This window comes from Pseudomonas sp. R28(2017), from assembly GCF_002112505.1.
Classification (GTDB): Bacteria; Pseudomonadota; Gammaproteobacteria; order Pseudomonadales; family Pseudomonadaceae; genus Aquipseudomonas.
Window position 1 is genome coordinate 403,293 of record NZ_NEHW01000004.1, and the last position, 13,722, is coordinate 417,014.

The following is a 13,722-nucleotide window of genomic DNA, read 5'->3' on the forward strand; positions in this document are numbered from 1 at the left end:
ATGAGGGTGATCGGCCACTATAAAGGGCCGGCGAAGATATTTCACCCCAAGCACGCATCTGCTGACGATTGACGGGTTAGGATAGGCGTCTGTTTCGTACTCAGTTTGCCAATGGGAGTGTCCATGAGTGCCGTAACCCGTGCCGCCGTCGAAGGCGTGCTTCGCCAGTACACCGACCCCTACCTGAACCAGGACCCGGTCAGCGCCGGTTGCGTGCGCGCCATCGACATCCAGGGCGGTCAGGTCGCTGTGCAGTTGCAGCTGGGCTATGCCGCCGGCCTGTTCAAGAACGGCTGGGCCCAGGTGCTGCAGACCGCGATCGAGAACCTCGACGGCGTCGGTTCGGCCCAGGTGTCGGTCGATTGCGTGGTCGCCGCGCACAAGGCCCAGGCCCAGGTGCCGGCCATGGCCAACGTCAAGAACATCATTGCCGTGGCCTCGGGCAAGGGCGGGGTCGGCAAGTCGACCACCGCCGCCAACCTGGCCCTGGCCCTGGCCCGCGAAGGCGCCCGCGTGGGCATTCTCGATGCCGACATCTATGGCCCCAGCCAGGGCGTGATGTTCGGGATCGCCGAGGGCACCCGCCCGCAGATCCGCGAACAGAAGTGGTTCGTGCCGATCAAGGCCCATGGTGTGGAAGTGATGTCGATGGCGTTCCTCACCGATGACAACACACCGATGGTCTGGCGCGGGCCGATGGTGTCCGGTGCGTTGCTGCAGCTGGTGACCCAGACTGCCTGGGACGACCTGGATTACCTGGTCATCGACATGCCGCCGGGTACCGGCGATATCCAGCTGACCCTGGCGCAGAAGGTGCCGGTGGCCGGTTCGGTAATCGTCACCACACCTCAGGACCTGGCCCTGCTGGATGCCAAGAAGGGCGTGGAGATGTTCCGCAAGGTCAATATCCCTGTGCTGGGCGTGGTGGAGAACATGGCCGTGCACATCTGCTCGAACTGCGGCCATGCCGAGCACCTGTTCGGTGAAGGCGGTGGCGAGAAGCTGGCGGCGCAGTACGGCGTCGACCTGCTGGCTTCGCTGCCACTGTCGATGCTGATCCGCGAGCAGGCCGACAGCGGCAAGCCGACGGCGATCGCCGAGCCGGAAAGCCAGATTGCCATGGTCTACCAGGAGCTGGCTCGCCAGGTGGGCGCACGGATCGTGCTGCAGGAAGCGGCGGCGCCGGCGATGCCGAGCATTACCATCAGCGAGGACTGAAGGCCGCGCTGCTTGCTTCGCGGGTAAACCCGCTCCCACAGGGATCGCGTAGGTTTCAAGCCTTTTGCAGCCCCTGTGGGAGCGGGCTTGCCCGCGAAGCAGGAGACCCGGTATTTCGGTCAGGCATAAAAAAACCCGCCAGAAGGCGGGTTTTTTTGAAAGCCAGGAAGCTGAGATCGACTTAGGCGATCTGAACTTCTTCAGCCTGCATGCCTTTCTGGCCGCGGGTAGCGACGAAAGTAACAGCCTGGCCTTCTTTCAGGGTTTTGAAGCCGTCAGCTTGGATGGCTTTGAAGTGCACGAACAGGTCGTCGCCCGACTGAGGGGTGATGAAGCCGTAGCCTTTCTCATCGTTGAACCACTTAACAACACCGGATTGACGGTTGGACATTTTTCTGTCTCCTTGGACAATTTGATAACGGTCAGGAAAAACCCTGGCCGGGACTGAGCGCAAAGAGAGCAGAAAATTCAGCGATGGGCCGATCAGGATCGTGCATCAAACTAGAGATTCTCGGTGTCACGTGCAGCACAGTGGCGCCACCTTACCCCACTTTCCACGAGCTGCCAATGGTCTGTGAACGCTTTACGCAAATTCGGATCGACGGCGGCTGCAGCCCCCGTCCGGCGCGGGATGTGGCTTGGAACTTTAACCCTGGCGCCGGGACCGGTAAGATGCGCGTCTGGATTTTCCCCTCGCAACTCTTCAGGACACCCCCGCCATGAGCATCAAATCGGACAAGTGGATTCGCCGCATGGCGCAGGAACACGGCATGATCGAACCGTTCGTCGAGCGCCAGGTGCGCGGCGAGCAAGACAGCCGGGTCATCTCCTTCGGCGTCTCCAGCTACGGCTACGACGTGCGCTGCGCCGATGAATTCAAGGTGTTCACCAACATCAACTCGGCCACCGTCGACCCGAAGAATTTCGACGCCGGCAGCTTCGTCGACGTCAAGAGCGACGTCTGCATCATCCCGCCTAACTCTTTCGCCCTGGCCCGCACCGTCGAGTACTTCCGCATCCCGCGCAACGTGCTGACCATCTGCCTCGGCAAGAGCACCTACGCCCGTTGCGGGATCATCGTCAACGTCACCCCGCTCGAGCCGGAGTGGGAAGGCCACGTGACCCTGGAATTCTCCAACACCACCACGCTGCCGGCGAAGATCTACGCCAACGAAGGCGTGGCGCAGATGCTCTTCCTCGAGTCCGATGAAGAGTGCGAAGTGTCCTACAAGGATCGTGGCGGCAAGTATCAGGGGCAGCGCGGCGTCACCTTGCCACGCACCTGATCCGACGAGCGCGGGGAATTAGTTTCCCGGGTGGCACTCCAACGTTTTGAACAGTGCCGGTACGCATGAAGCGTGTCGGCCCTCGTCAGGAGCTGCCAATGAAACTCAACCCCGCAATCAGTGCGAAGCTGGCTGTACTGCAGCCCAACCAGATCGGGTTGCTGGCATGGTCACTGCTGGCGCACCCGCTGCCCATGCAGGCCGGCGGCGTGCCGCACCAGCCTGATCCCGATACGCCGCAACCGCCAGAGCCCGGTGAACAGCCGCCGATGGAGCCGGGTGAGCCCACCCTTCCCGATGAGCCACCACCTGCCCCGGTCGCCTGATCAGTTGGCAACTGCCCAGACCTGATCGCCTCCGGCGAGGTAAACGCGGGCGCCCAGGCCTGGCTCGACCAACCACCCCCCGGTGAATTCACCGAACGCCGGCAGCAGGCTGACCTGAGCATCGATCAGGAAGCACGGCAGCCTGAGCCGTTGGCGTGCCCGCCCACGCAGTATGTACACCGGATGCACATGCCCGGCCAGTACCGGGTGGCTGGGATGTGGCACGGGTTCATGCTGCAGGGCGAAGGGTTCCAGCAGCAACGGTTGGTCTTTCACCTCGATAGCCAGCGCCGCAGGCGGGTCACCGGCGTGGCGATCATGGTTGCCGCGCACCAGCACGACCTTCAGCGTGCCATGGCGTTTTCTCCATGTGGACAGGCTGGCCAGAATGTCGGGTGAGTGCGCAGCGCGCGCATGAAGAAAGTCCCCGAGGATGATCAACTGCTCGCAGTCATGCTGGTTCAGCAGCGCATCCAGGCGTGCCAGGGTAATGGCCGTGGTGCCACGCGGCACCGGTTGATGCAAGGCTCGGTAACTGGCCGCCTTGCCGATATGGACGTCGGCCACCAGCAGGGCGCGCCGGGCTGGCCAGTAGATGGCCTTGTCCGGTAACAGCCAGAGCGTTTCGCCACAGTGCTCGATGGGCAGGTAGCTGTTCATGGCCGGTTTGCCGCTTTTTCCAGGTCGGCCACCATGCGCGCGATGCGGTCCGCCAGCTTTTCCGTGCTCAAGGTCTCGCGCATGCCCTCGACCAGCAGGGCAAATGCCAACGGGCCAGGCCGTTGCAGCGGGCGCAGGTCCAGTTTCAGGTGCTGCATCTTGAGCAATTGGCGGTGCAGCCGCTCGATTTCCAGCTCTTCGCTCAGCACTTCATCGCGCGCCTGGCCTAGCAGCAAGTTGCCGGCATCGTGTTTGCGGAAAACCTCGTAGAACAACCCGCTGGAGGCCTGAATCTGCCGTGTGCTCTTCTGCGCGGCCGGGTAGCCGCCGAATACCAGCCCGGCGATCTGGGCGATTTCGCGAAAACGCCTCAGCGCCATTTCGCCAGCGTTCAGGCTGGCCAGCACGTCCTCCAGCAGGTTGTCGCCAGACAGCGCCTGCGGCAGGCAACTGGCCCAATCCACGCTGCCGGGGCTGAGCAGCTCGAAACCATAGTCGTTCACTGCGATGGACACCGATAGTGGCTGTACCCGGCTCACCCGCCAGGCAATCAGGTTGGCCAGGCCCAGGTTGGCCATGCGCCCGGCGAAGGGGTAGAGGAACAGGTGCGATCCCTGGCGCGATCCCAGGGTTTCGGCCAGCAGCGTGGCGCTGGTGGGTAAGGCCGACCACTGCGACTGTACGCCCAGCAGTGGCCTCACGGCCTGCATCTCCGGGCCGATGTAGTACCCGTGCGCGGCGGCATCGAGTTGCTCGACCAATGCGTCGGCCAGTTCGCTGGACAGCGGCATGCGCCCGCCATTCCAGCGCGCCACGGCGGCTTTGCGTGCGGTGCTGCGGCGCACATAGGCGGTCATGCCTTCTACCCGTACCAATTCCAGCACCCGCCCGGCAAACACCAGGGTATCGCCAGGGCGCAGGCGGGCAATGAAGGCTTCCTCGACACTGCCCAGGTGCTTGCCGCCGCCACCCTTGCTCCAGTACTTGAGCTGCAGGCTGGCGTCGCTGACGATGGTGCCGATGCCCATGCGCTGACGCCGCGCCAGGCGTTCGCTGGCCACCCGCCAAATCCCGTCGGGGTGCGCCTCGACACGCTGATAATCAGGGTACGCCGTCAAGGCGTGGCCACCGTGATTGACGAAGTCGAGCGCCCATTGCCACTGGCTGTCGAGCAGGTCACGGAAAGCCCAGGTGCTGCGGACTTCCGCGAGCAGCTCAGCAGGGCGAAAGCCGCTGCCCAGCGCCATGCTGACCAGGTGCTGGACCAGTACGTCCAGGCACAGGCGCGGCGAGCGGCGCGCTTCGATATGGCCGGCCGACAGTGCGGCGCGGGCGGCGGCAGCTTCCACCAGCTCCAGGCTATGGGTGGGTACCAGAGTGACGCGCGAGCGGCGCCCCGGCGCATGCCCAGAGCGCCCGGCGCGCTGCATGAGGCGGGCGATGCCTTTGGCCGAACCGATCTGCAGCACCCGCTCGACCGGCAGAAAGTCCACCCCCAGGTCCAGGCTGGAGGTGCAGATGACGGCCTTGAGTGTGCCCTGCTTGAGGCTCTGCTCGACCCAGTCGCGGGTCGCCCGGGCCAGCGAGGCATGATGCAAGGCAATTTGCCCGGCCCAATCGGGGCGGGCGTCCAGCAAGGCCTGGTACCAGAGTTCGGCTTGTGCACGGGTGTTGGTGAACACCAGGCTGCTGCTGCTGGCGTCGAGCTCATCGGCAACCTGGTCGAGCATCTTCAGGCCCATGTGACCGGCCCATGGGAAGCGCTCGATGGCAGCGGGCAGCAAGGTATCGACCACCAGCTGCTTGTCCTGGCGGCCTTTCACCAACTGGCCGCCCCCCGGAAGCAGCACCTCGAGTGCATGTGGCAGATTGCCGAGCGTGGCCGACAAGCCCCAGGTCATCAGGCCCGGATGCCAGCGGCGCAGGCGGGCCAGGGCCAGTTGCAGCTGCACCCCGCGCTTGTTGCCGAGCAGTTCGTGCCATTCATCCACCACCACCAGGCGCAGGCTGGCGAAGTCATCACTGGCTTGCGCCCGGGTCAGCAGCAGGGTCAGGCTTTCCGGTGTGGTGATCAGGGTGCTTGGCAGGCGTCGGGCCTGGCGAGCGCGTTCGGCGCTGCCGGTGTCGCCACTGCGCACGCCGACCGTCCAGTTCAGGCCGAGCTCATCCAGTGGCGTTTGCAGGGCGCGCGCGGTATCGGCGGCCAGTGCGCGCATGGGGGTGACCCAGAGCACCTGCAGCGCGGCGGGTTGGCGCGCGGAGACGGGTTGGGAGAAGGCACGCAACGCTGCCAGCCAGACTGCATAGGTCTTGCCAGCTCCGGTACTGGCATGCAGCAGCCCGGACTCACCGCGCCCGACCGCCGCCCATACCTGGCGCTGGAAAGCGAAAGGCTTCCAGCCGCGGGCAGTGAACCAGGCATTGGCGAGGTCGGCAGAGGCGGGCATAGGGGCGAGCGGTCCTGAATGGGCTGTGCTTCTACAGACCACTCGCCACCGGCATTGGTTTTAACCGATCAGTTGGCCAGCAGGTAGCCGCTGCGTAGCACCTGTTCACCGGCGACATGGGCGATGACCATGCCGGCCGTGGCCATGCGGCGCACGCTGCGGGCGTAGAGCAGGCCGGGGTGGCTGTTGCGCACGGCCGTTACCCGGTCGCTGATCGGGTCGATGACCTCAGCGATCAGTTGCCCGGCTTCCAGGTGCTGGCCGGGGCGGGCGTGGTACACCAGCAGCCCGCCAAGGGGCGCGGCCACGGGTTCGACGGCGGCCAGCGGTGTGGCCGGGCGTGTCAGCTCCGGCAGTGGGGCGGCGGTGCCTTCGATGACGCTCGCGTGGGTCAGGTAGTCGAGAATCGCCTGGCAGTCCTGGCTGGCCAGGTCATGGCTGACATCGGCCTGGCCGCGCAGCTCGACGGTCACAGCAATGCTGCCCTGCGGGATCGGGTAGCGCTTGCCGAAGCGCTGTTGCAGCTGCCACCAGACCAGGCTGAAGCACTCGTCGAACGATTGGCCACCGGAGTCGGTGGCCAGCAGGCTGGCCCGGGCACCCAGGTAACGGGCCAGCGGCTCGACCTGTGGCCAGGCCTCAGGGGTGGTGTAGAGGTGTTCGACAGCCTCGAAGTCACAGTGCAGGTCCAGCACCAGGTCAGCATCGCAGGCCAGCCGTTGCAAGGTCAGGCGCTGGGACTGCAATGGCGTGTGCGCCGGGTGGGCATCCAGGCCGCGACGCAGGTACTCGCGGATCAATGCCAGGTTGTGGGCCGGGTCCTGGGTCAGGTGGCTTTCGATCTGGTCGCCGATGCTGTCAGACAGGTCGACGAAGTTACGGTTGAAGTTCTCGCCGCTTTGCAGTTCGAAACGGCCCAGCGGGGCATCCAGCATCACCTGCTCGAGGCCAACCGGGTTGGCCACCGGTACCAGGATGATCTCGCGCAGCAGGCGACCTTGCTGCTCCAGCTCGGCCAGGCGGCGCTTGAGGTGCCAGGCGACCAGCATGCCGGGCAGTTCGTCGGCATGCAGTGAAGCCTGGATATACACCTTGGCGCCACCCCGTGGGCCAAAGTGGAAACTGTGCAACTGGCGGGTAATACCCGGTACGGGCGAGAGCAGGTCGTGAGTCGAATGGTGCATGGTGGTCCTGGCTGCGTGGCGAAAACGGTCTGCGACACGGGTCGGCTCAAAGATAGAAGCATAATTTCCGTTGTCGCGCCTCACCGCGTTGCCTTCTTTCAGACCAGCAATGCCTGCAGGCTTGCCAGGTCATCGGCTTCATCGACCGGCTTGTCCAGGCGCCAGCGCAACATCCGCGGAAACCTGACGGCGATACCACTCTTGTGGCGCTTGGACAGCGCAATGCCCTCGAAGCCCAGCTCGAACACCAGGGTCGGCGTGACGCTACGTACCGGCCCGAAGGTTTCCACCGTGGTCTTGCGGATGATCGCATCCACTTTGCGCATCTCTTCGTCGCTGAGCCCCGAATAAGCCTTGGCGAAGGGCACCAGCGTGCGTTCGGGCGTGCCGGGGGGCGCGTCCCACACCGCGAAGGTGTAGTCGCTGTAGAGGCTGGCACGGCGACCATGGCCGCGCTGGGCATAGATCAGTACGGCATCGACGCTGAACGGGTCGATTTTCCACTTCCACCACAGCCCCATGTCCTTGGTTCGGCCCACGCCATACAACGCCTCACGCTGCTTGAGCATCAACCCCTCCACGCCAAGGTTTCGCGACTGTTCGCGTTGCCGGGCCAGCTCGTTCCAGTCATTGCCTTCGAGCAGCGGTGAAAGCAACAGCGGGGCCAAAGGGTACTCGGCCACCAGGCGCTGCAATTGCTGGCGCCGCTCATGCTGCGGGCGGTTGCGCCAGTCCTCGCCTTGCCACTCCAGCACGTCGTAGGCCTGGAGTACCACCGGCGCGTCGGCCAGCAGCTTCTTGCCCAGGGTCTTGCGGCCAATGCGTTGCTGCAGCACGGCGAATGGCTGTACTGCGGGTACGCTGGCATCGATGCCAGGCTTCCAGACCAGGATTTCGCCGTCGAGCACCGTGCCGTCCGGCAAGCTTTCGGCCAAGACATGCAGTTCGGGGAAGCGCTCGGTGACCAGCTCTTCGCCCCGTGACCAGACCCACAGCTGGCCATCGCGCTTGACGACCTGGGCGCGGATGCCATCCCACTTCCACTCGATCTGCCATGCAGCGGGGGGGCCGAGCAGCGCTTCGAACTGTTCCGACGGGGCCTGCAGGGCGTGGGCCAGGAAGAAGGGGTAAGGTTGGCCACCGCGCTGGCTATGTTCGTCAGCGGATTCTTCGGCGATCAGCTTGAGGTAGCTGGCGGCCGTTGGACGGTGGCCGATATCGGTGTAACCGACCAGCCGCTGGGCCACGCGTTTGGCATCCAGCCCGGCCAGTTGTGCCAGGGCGCGGGTGACCAGTAGCTTGGACACCCCGACGCGAAAACTGCCGGTGATCAGCTTCAGGCACAGCATCAGGCTGGGGCGGTCCAGTTGTGCCCACAAGGGAGGCAGGCGCTGCTGGACTTCTTCAGCAGGCAAACCGCGCAAAGGCAGCAGGTGGGCCTCGACCCAGTATGCCAGGCCCTCGTCGCTGGCATGGGGGGCTTCGGGCAACAGCAGCGAGATGGCCTCGGCCAGGTCGCCCACGGCCTGGTAGCTCTCTTCGAACAACCATTCGGGCAACCCCGCCAGTGCCATGGCCAGCTCGCGCAGCACGCGGGTCGGCACCAGCTGGCGAGGGCGCCCGCCAGCAAGGAAATAGACGGCCCACGCCGCATCCTCGGCCGGCGCTGCAGCAAAATAGTCGCGCAGGCCTTCGAGCTTGGCATTGCTGGAGGTGGTGGCGTCCAGGCGCAGGTACAGTTCGGCAAAGGCTTTCATGCCTCAGGCTCCGTGACCGTGGTGTCATCCTCTTCGCCGTATTCGGTGACGAAGGCGCGGGCATCCAGGCCCTGTTCGTTGAGGTAGCGCACCAGCACATTGACCGAGCCGTGGGTGACCATCACCCGCTCGGCACCGGTCTGGCCGATGGCCCACAGCAGCCCCGGCCAGTCGGCGTGGTCGGAAAGCACGAAGCCGCGGTCCACACCGCGCCTTCGCCGTGTACCACGCAGCAGCATCCAGCCGCTGGCAAAGGCATCGCTGTATTCGCCGAAACGGCGCATCCAGCTGCTACCTGCGGCAGAGGGTGGCGCCAGGACCAACGCCTGACGCATCAGCGGGTCGTTGCGCGGCACGTCACCGGCATAGCGGGTGGCTGGCAAGTACACACCGGCTTCGCGGTAGACCCGGTTCAGTGGCTCGACAGCACCGTGGACGAGGATCGGCCCGATGTCCGGGGCCAGGCCATGGAGAATTCGCTGCGCCTTGCCGAAGGCATAACAGAACAGCACGCTGGCTTTGCCTTGCTCACTGTTGCTGCGCCACCAGGCATTGATCCCGGCAAGGATATTCGCCTGGCTGGGCCAGCGGTAGATGGGCAGGCCGAACGTGGACTCGGTGATGAAGGTATGGCAGCGCACCGGTTCGAAGGCTGCGCAGGTCCCGTCAGGCTCGACTTTGTAATCACCCGAGGCAACCCAGACTTCGCCCTGGTACTCGAGGCGCACCTGTGCCGAACCCAGCACATGGCCGGCCGGGTGCAGGCTGAGGGTGACGCCGTGGTGCCGGATCTGCTCGCCGTAGGGCAAGGTCTGCAGGTCGATGTCCTGGCCCAGGCGGCTGCGCAGGATGCCCGCGCCGGGGGCGGCGGTCAGGTAGTGGCGGTTGCCGGTGCGTGCATGGTCACCATGACCATGGGTGATCACGGCGCGGTCGACCGGGCGCCAGGGGTCTATGTAGAAGTTGCCGGGTGGGCAGTACAGGCCTTCGGGGCGAGCGATGACGAGGTCCATGGCAGTGCCTGGGCAGAGGGCTTACCAGTTGAGAACGTCATCGGGTGAGGGAAGTTCGGGTGATGTCAGGCGCCAGCCCTGGCACAGGGCCGGCGCCTCGAACGCTTAGCGCAGGGTTATCTTCCAGCCATTGGCCTTGGCATCGGCAATGCTGATCTTTTCGGAATAACTGATGTTCAGGCGCTTGCCGTCGTGTGCCAGGTAAGGGGATGTGTGGAAGTGATCCCAGGTCGTGTCGCCGTCCGAGGACTGCAGGTCGTCCGGGCTGTAGGGGATTTCCAGCGTGGTCGGCGAGCTGACAGCGTCTGCCGAGGCATCCAGTTCGCCGATCATGCTGTAGCCAGCGCTGGCATTGCCAACCCACAGTTGCGCATTGACGGTCGCGCCTGCGGGAACGGCCATCGATGCTGGCCAGGAGATTTCGATCTTGAGGGTTTCGCTGCTCATGCTAGTCATCCTTTTTTGGGTTGAGTCGTGCTGCGCTTGCCGACGGGCGAACGCAGTACGACAGGATGCTAAGCACCGGGCTCACAGGTGATCAGAAGGAACTCTGACCGCTAGCGGCCTGGCACCAACGTCAACCGCTGGCTGCCATAGGCCCGCCCGAAATTCTGCGGCTGCAGGGGCAGGCTCATGAACCGCCCCTTGAACCAGGCATCCAGGCCGTCGCTGTAATGCGAACTGGCCGGGTTGCCCGACTGGCCATTGCTGGTCAGTATCTGCAGCGGCTCGGCCTGGCCGAAGTCGACGATCATCCGCGCCGAGGCCGGCAGGCGGGTGTCGAAATCGCTGCCCCAGGCGTAAGGGGTCAGGGCCAGGGTGGTGAAGTCGCCACCGGCGGCCAGCGGCGAGCGGTTCAGCGCATCGCCCAGCCCGTGGTAGGCAGGGGCCGGCCAGCGATACTGGTGCAGCTTGCCCCACTGCCAGGCACGGCGGTCGCTGCCCAGTTGCGCGGTGCCGGCATCCACCGAAGCGGCCAGGCTGCGGGCCAGGATGGCGGGTTTGTCTTCCTTTTGCGGGGTATTGCGATCGTCCCAGAACGGGCTGTCGTCGCGGCCCAGCAGGTGGTCGGCCTGGGCCGAGTACGACAGGCGGGCGTTGCTGACGAACGCTTGCCAAGCCGGACTTGACTCCGGCCCGAGGTCGTCGAGGAAGGTCTGCCGGGCCACCTCCTGGAGGAACAGTTCGTACAACGCGGCATCCGCCGACACCGGGCTCAGGCGGCCATCGAAGGCCTTCAGTCGGGCAAGGGCCTCGCGCGCCTTGTCGCGCTGGGCAGCAGGCAACGCGTCAATCGCCTTTTTGAGCGGCTGGGCCATGCCGGGGGCGTCGAACATCTGCTTGAGCTTGTCGGCCAGCCGCGTCACCTGGTCGTTCTGCATGGCCATCAGGCTGCGGCTGTCGTGACGGCCGTTGCCGGCCAGCTGGCCCAGGCGCTCGGCGCGTTCAGGGTAGTACCAAGTGCTGGACAGCTGCATGCCGTAGCCACGCGGCAGGCTGCGCTGGTTGGCGTGGGCGATCCAGCCGGCCGGTGGGTCCTGGTCATAGGGGTGCAGCATCGGGTCGGCATAGCCGTCCCAGTCATAACGGCCGTCCCAGCCCGGCGACGGCAGCAGGCCCTGGCCTTCACGGCGGTTCGGGTAGCGGCCGCTGACTTGCCAGCCGATGTGTTCGGGTTCGGCGAAGACGAAGTTGAGCGCGGCAGTGGCGACTTCACGGGTGCTGTCGAAGGCGCGCTCGATGTTCTGTGCGCGGGTCAGGTCGAACAGCGCATCGAGACTGCGGTCGCCCTTGAGCTGCGGCAGGCTCAGGGCCAGGCCCAGGCTGGCGTTGCCTGCCTGGGGCAGCAGGGTGCCGTGGCGGGTGTCGTACATCACTTCGCGCAGTGGGCGCTGGCCGCGAACAAAGAAGGTTTCGCTGCGGGCCCGGGCCGGCAGCCACTTGCCGTCGGCCAGGTAGGTCACCTGGCTGCCGGCATGACGCAGCTGCTCCAGGTACAGGTCCTGGTTGTCGGCCATCACTGCGCTGCTGCTCCAGGCCAGCTTGCCATTGTAGCCGGCCAGCACGATCGGCAGGCCCGGCAGTGACAGGCCGGCGACCTGGTACTTGCCCGTGTGGATCTGTACCGGGCTCAGGGCCCAGGCGGCGCGGCTGTCGCTGGCCAGCAGGCTCTTGCCGCTGCGGCTGCGTTGCGGGCCGAGCGCCAGGTTGGCCGAACCGGGGCTGCCGAGCAGGTCAAGGTCGGCGAGTTTCTGGCTGGCCGCCGCCAATGCGGGCAGGCCTGGCAGCTGGCTGCCCAGGTTCAGGCCCTTGAGTTTTTCCACCTCGGCGTCAGCCAGGGGTTCGTCCGGTGCGCCGGGCAGCAGCCAGGGCAGCTTGTCGTTGCCGACCTTCTGCGCCAGGGTCAGGGCGCTGAGTTCTTCCTGCAGGTTCACCGACTGGCTGAAGGCGTAGAGGTTGAAGATCAATGCCGAATCTTCAGGCTTCCAGTATTCCGGGCGATAACCGCTGCTGGCCAGGTTGGCCGGCAACTTGTCGCGGTAGCGGAACAGGTAGGCGTTGACCCCACGGGCATACACCTCGAAGAAGCGCTTCAGGCGTGGCGAGGCGTCGGCGTACTGCTGGGCGGCGTTCTGCTTGAGGTTGGCCGCGCGCATCAGCCGGTCGATGTCCAGCGCTTCGCTGCCGGCCAGCTCCGCCAGGCGGCCCTGGGCGAGCAGGCGCATGGCGAGCATCTGCTCGATGCGATCGCCGGCATGTACATAGCCGAGGGTGAACAGGGCGTCATGGAAGCTGCTGCTTTCGATCAGCGGTGCGCCCATGGCGTTGCGCCGGACCGAGACGTTCTGCGCCAGGCCTTTGAGCGGCTGCACGCCGGTGGTCGGTGGCACGCTGTCCTGATAGCCCCCCATCTGGCAGCCGGCGAGCCCGAGCATGCCGAGCAGCGTGGCGGCGGCGCTGAGCCGCGGGCGGAAGGGAGGAAGGACGGGGGCGGCCATGACAAGGGCTCCTGCAAGGCGTGGCGGGGTTCGAAAGGCGCTAAGGTAGTGAGCGCGCAGGCGCCGTGCAAGGTGCGGTGGAGCTTTATTTACCAGCGGTACCTGCACCGCCGTCATTGCCGCTGCAGGTACCGGCGTTCAAGGCATCAGGCGCCGTGGCACTTCTTGAACTTCTTCTGGCTGCCGCATGGGCACGGGTCGTTGCGGCCAACGTCCTTCAGGGCGTTGCGCACCGGCTCCTGGTGGCCGTGGTTGCAGTGCGGGCCGTGTACATGGCCGTGGTCGTGATCATGCTGATGATCGTGACCGTGGTTGCAGTCCGGGCCATGAACATGAGGTTGCTGAGTCATTGCAGGGTTACTCCGGTATGAAATCGCCGGGGATTATCTCACCACTGCGCGACAAGTGCAGGTCCTGATGGATGATCAGCCCGGTCTCCAGCTCGCCTTGCAAGCGGTATTGCAGCGGCTGCCCACTCTTGAGCAGCTTGGCCAATGGCTTGAGGTGCTGCCACAGGTTGGTCCGTGCAGTGATCTTGAACGTGCGCCGGGCATGCCCGCCGACACTGCGCCAGAGGCTGACGTCATCCTGGGCCAGCAACAGGTCGTTCAGCCACACCGAATAACTCAGGTTGCGAATGAACAGGCGGCTGTCGTTGGGGTTGTCCACGCGCAGGTGCAGGACGAACTCCTGCTGCAGCAGCCGCGCCTTCACCGTTTCGACCTTGTCCAGGTGCAGTTCCGGCTCGCGCCAGTCTTCGCTCCAGCTCGCACAGCCCGCCAGCAGCATCAGCAGGGCGCTGAGCAGGAGCAGGCGGGAGGCGGCGATCATG

At 65.3% G+C, this 13,722-nt stretch carries 13 protein-coding genes; 3 read left to right on the forward strand and 10 right to left on the reverse strand.

From position 1 onward, the window contains the following. Positions 1 to 123 precede the first annotated feature (123 nt). Entirely contained in the window at positions 124 to 1,218 is a 1,095-nt protein-coding gene (gene apbC / locus CAF78_RS09870) for an iron-sulfur cluster carrier protein ApbC (protein WP_085675239.1), read from the forward strand. A gap of 181 nt (positions 1,219 to 1,399) precedes the next feature. Here apbC and CAF78_RS09875 read toward each other — a convergent pair whose 3' ends face one another. Continuing rightward, positions 1,400 to 1,609, reverse strand: a complete 210-nt coding sequence (locus CAF78_RS09875) for a cold-shock protein (protein ID WP_003254922.1) — start codon at positions 1,607 to 1,609, stop codon at positions 1,400 to 1,402. A gap of 328 nt (positions 1,610 to 1,937) precedes the next feature. Here CAF78_RS09875 and dcd point away from each other — a divergent pair, with 328 nt between their 5' ends. Further along, positions 1,938 to 2,504, forward strand: a complete 567-nt coding sequence (gene dcd, locus CAF78_RS09880) for a dCTP deaminase (protein WP_008096785.1) — start codon at positions 1,938 to 1,940, stop codon at positions 2,502 to 2,504. 98 nt (positions 2,505 to 2,602) lie between these two features. Next, positions 2,603 to 2,830 carry a hypothetical protein gene (locus tag CAF78_RS09885; RefSeq protein ID WP_085675240.1) on the forward strand — a complete coding sequence of 76 codons (228 nt, stop codon included), beginning with the start codon at positions 2,603 to 2,605 and terminating at the stop codon, positions 2,828 to 2,830. On the opposite strand, the gene pdeM is transcribed toward CAF78_RS09885, so the two are convergent. From pdeM to CAF78_RS09930, 9 genes are all read right to left on the reverse strand, one after another. Next, a complete protein-coding gene (pdeM, locus tag CAF78_RS09890) occupies positions 2,831 to 3,490 on the reverse strand; it encodes a ligase-associated DNA damage response endonuclease PdeM (RefSeq protein ID WP_085675241.1) in 660 nt (219 codons plus the stop codon). Beyond that, entirely contained in the window at positions 3,487 to 5,937 is a 2,451-nt protein-coding gene (locus CAF78_RS09895) for a ligase-associated DNA damage response DEXH box helicase (protein ID WP_085675242.1), read from the reverse strand. Before CAF78_RS09895 ends, pdeM begins: the two co-directional genes overlap by 4 nt. Before the next feature lie 68 nt (positions 5,938 to 6,005). Beyond that, positions 6,006 to 7,121, reverse strand: coding sequence for a succinylglutamate desuccinylase/aspartoacylase family protein (locus CAF78_RS09900; protein ID WP_085675243.1), 1,116 nt, complete (start codon positions 7,119 to 7,121; stop codon positions 6,006 to 6,008). Positions 7,122 to 7,219: 98 nt separating this feature from the next. Next, positions 7,220 to 8,878 carry an ATP-dependent DNA ligase gene (locus tag CAF78_RS09905; RefSeq protein ID WP_085675244.1) on the reverse strand — a complete coding sequence of 553 codons (1,659 nt, stop codon included), beginning with the start codon at positions 8,876 to 8,878 and terminating at the stop codon, positions 7,220 to 7,222. Then, positions 8,875 to 9,891 (reverse strand): ligase-associated DNA damage response exonuclease, encoded by a 1,017-nt coding sequence (locus CAF78_RS09910; RefSeq protein WP_085675245.1) that lies wholly within the window; start codon positions 9,889 to 9,891, stop codon positions 8,875 to 8,877. Before CAF78_RS09910 ends, CAF78_RS09905 begins: the two co-directional genes overlap by 4 nt. Before the next feature lie 105 nt (positions 9,892 to 9,996). Then, positions 9,997 to 10,338: a hypothetical protein gene (locus CAF78_RS09915; protein ID WP_085675246.1), complete on the reverse strand. Its 342-nt coding sequence runs from the start codon at positions 10,336 to 10,338 to the stop codon at positions 9,997 to 9,999. Between the two features lie 110 nt (positions 10,339 to 10,448). Then, positions 10,449 to 12,890, reverse strand: a complete 2,442-nt coding sequence (locus CAF78_RS09920; protein ID WP_085675247.1) for a penicillin acylase family protein — start codon at positions 12,888 to 12,890, stop codon at positions 10,449 to 10,451. Positions 12,891 to 13,036: 146 nt separating this feature from the next. Beyond that, complete coding sequence (locus CAF78_RS09925; RefSeq protein WP_060486211.1) at positions 13,037 to 13,240, reverse strand: SEC-C metal-binding domain-containing protein; 204 nt, start codon at positions 13,238 to 13,240, stop codon at positions 13,037 to 13,039. A 7-nt stretch (positions 13,241 to 13,247) separates the two neighbouring features. Further along, positions 13,248 to 13,721, reverse strand: a complete 474-nt coding sequence (locus CAF78_RS09930) for an LEA type 2 family protein (protein ID WP_085675248.1) — start codon at positions 13,719 to 13,721, stop codon at positions 13,248 to 13,250. Position 13,722 lies beyond the last annotated feature (1 nt).

Coding starts and splice junctions, on each gene's coding strand:
- apbC (WP_085675239.1), top strand. CDS start 124: ATGAGTGCCGTAACCCGTGCCGCCGTCGAAGGCGTGCTTCGCCAGTAC.
- CAF78_RS09875 (WP_003254922.1), bottom strand. CDS start 1,609: ATGTCCAACCGTCAATCCGGTGTTGTTAAGTGGTTCAACGATGAGAAA.
- dcd (WP_008096785.1), top strand. CDS start 1,938: ATGAGCATCAAATCGGACAAGTGGATTCGCCGCATGGCGCAGGAACAC.
- CAF78_RS09885 (WP_085675240.1), top strand. CDS start 2,603: ATGAAACTCAACCCCGCAATCAGTGCGAAGCTGGCTGTACTGCAGCCC.
- pdeM (WP_085675241.1), bottom strand. CDS start 3,490: ATGAACAGCTACCTGCCCATCGAGCACTGTGGCGAAACGCTCTGGCTG.
- CAF78_RS09895 (WP_085675242.1), bottom strand. CDS start 5,937: ATGCCCGCCTCTGCCGACCTCGCCAATGCCTGGTTCACTGCCCGCGGC.
- CAF78_RS09900 (WP_085675243.1), bottom strand. CDS start 7,121: ATGCACCATTCGACTCACGACCTGCTCTCGCCCGTACCGGGTATTACC.
- CAF78_RS09905 (WP_085675244.1), bottom strand. CDS start 8,878: ATGAAAGCCTTTGCCGAACTGTACCTGCGCCTGGACGCCACCACCTCC.
- CAF78_RS09910 (WP_085675245.1), bottom strand. CDS start 9,891: ATGGACCTCGTCATCGCTCGCCCCGAAGGCCTGTACTGCCCACCCGGC.
- CAF78_RS09915 (WP_085675246.1), bottom strand. CDS start 10,338: ATGAGCAGCGAAACCCTCAAGATCGAAATCTCCTGGCCAGCATCGATG.
- CAF78_RS09920 (WP_085675247.1), bottom strand. CDS start 12,890: ATGGCCGCCCCCGTCCTTCCTCCCTTCCGCCCGCGGCTCAGCGCCGCC.
- CAF78_RS09925 (WP_060486211.1), bottom strand. CDS start 13,240: ATGACTCAGCAACCTCATGTTCATGGCCCGGACTGCAACCACGGTCAC.
- CAF78_RS09930 (WP_085675248.1), bottom strand. CDS start 13,721: ATGATCGCCGCCTCCCGCCTGCTCCTGCTCAGCGCCCTGCTGATGCTG.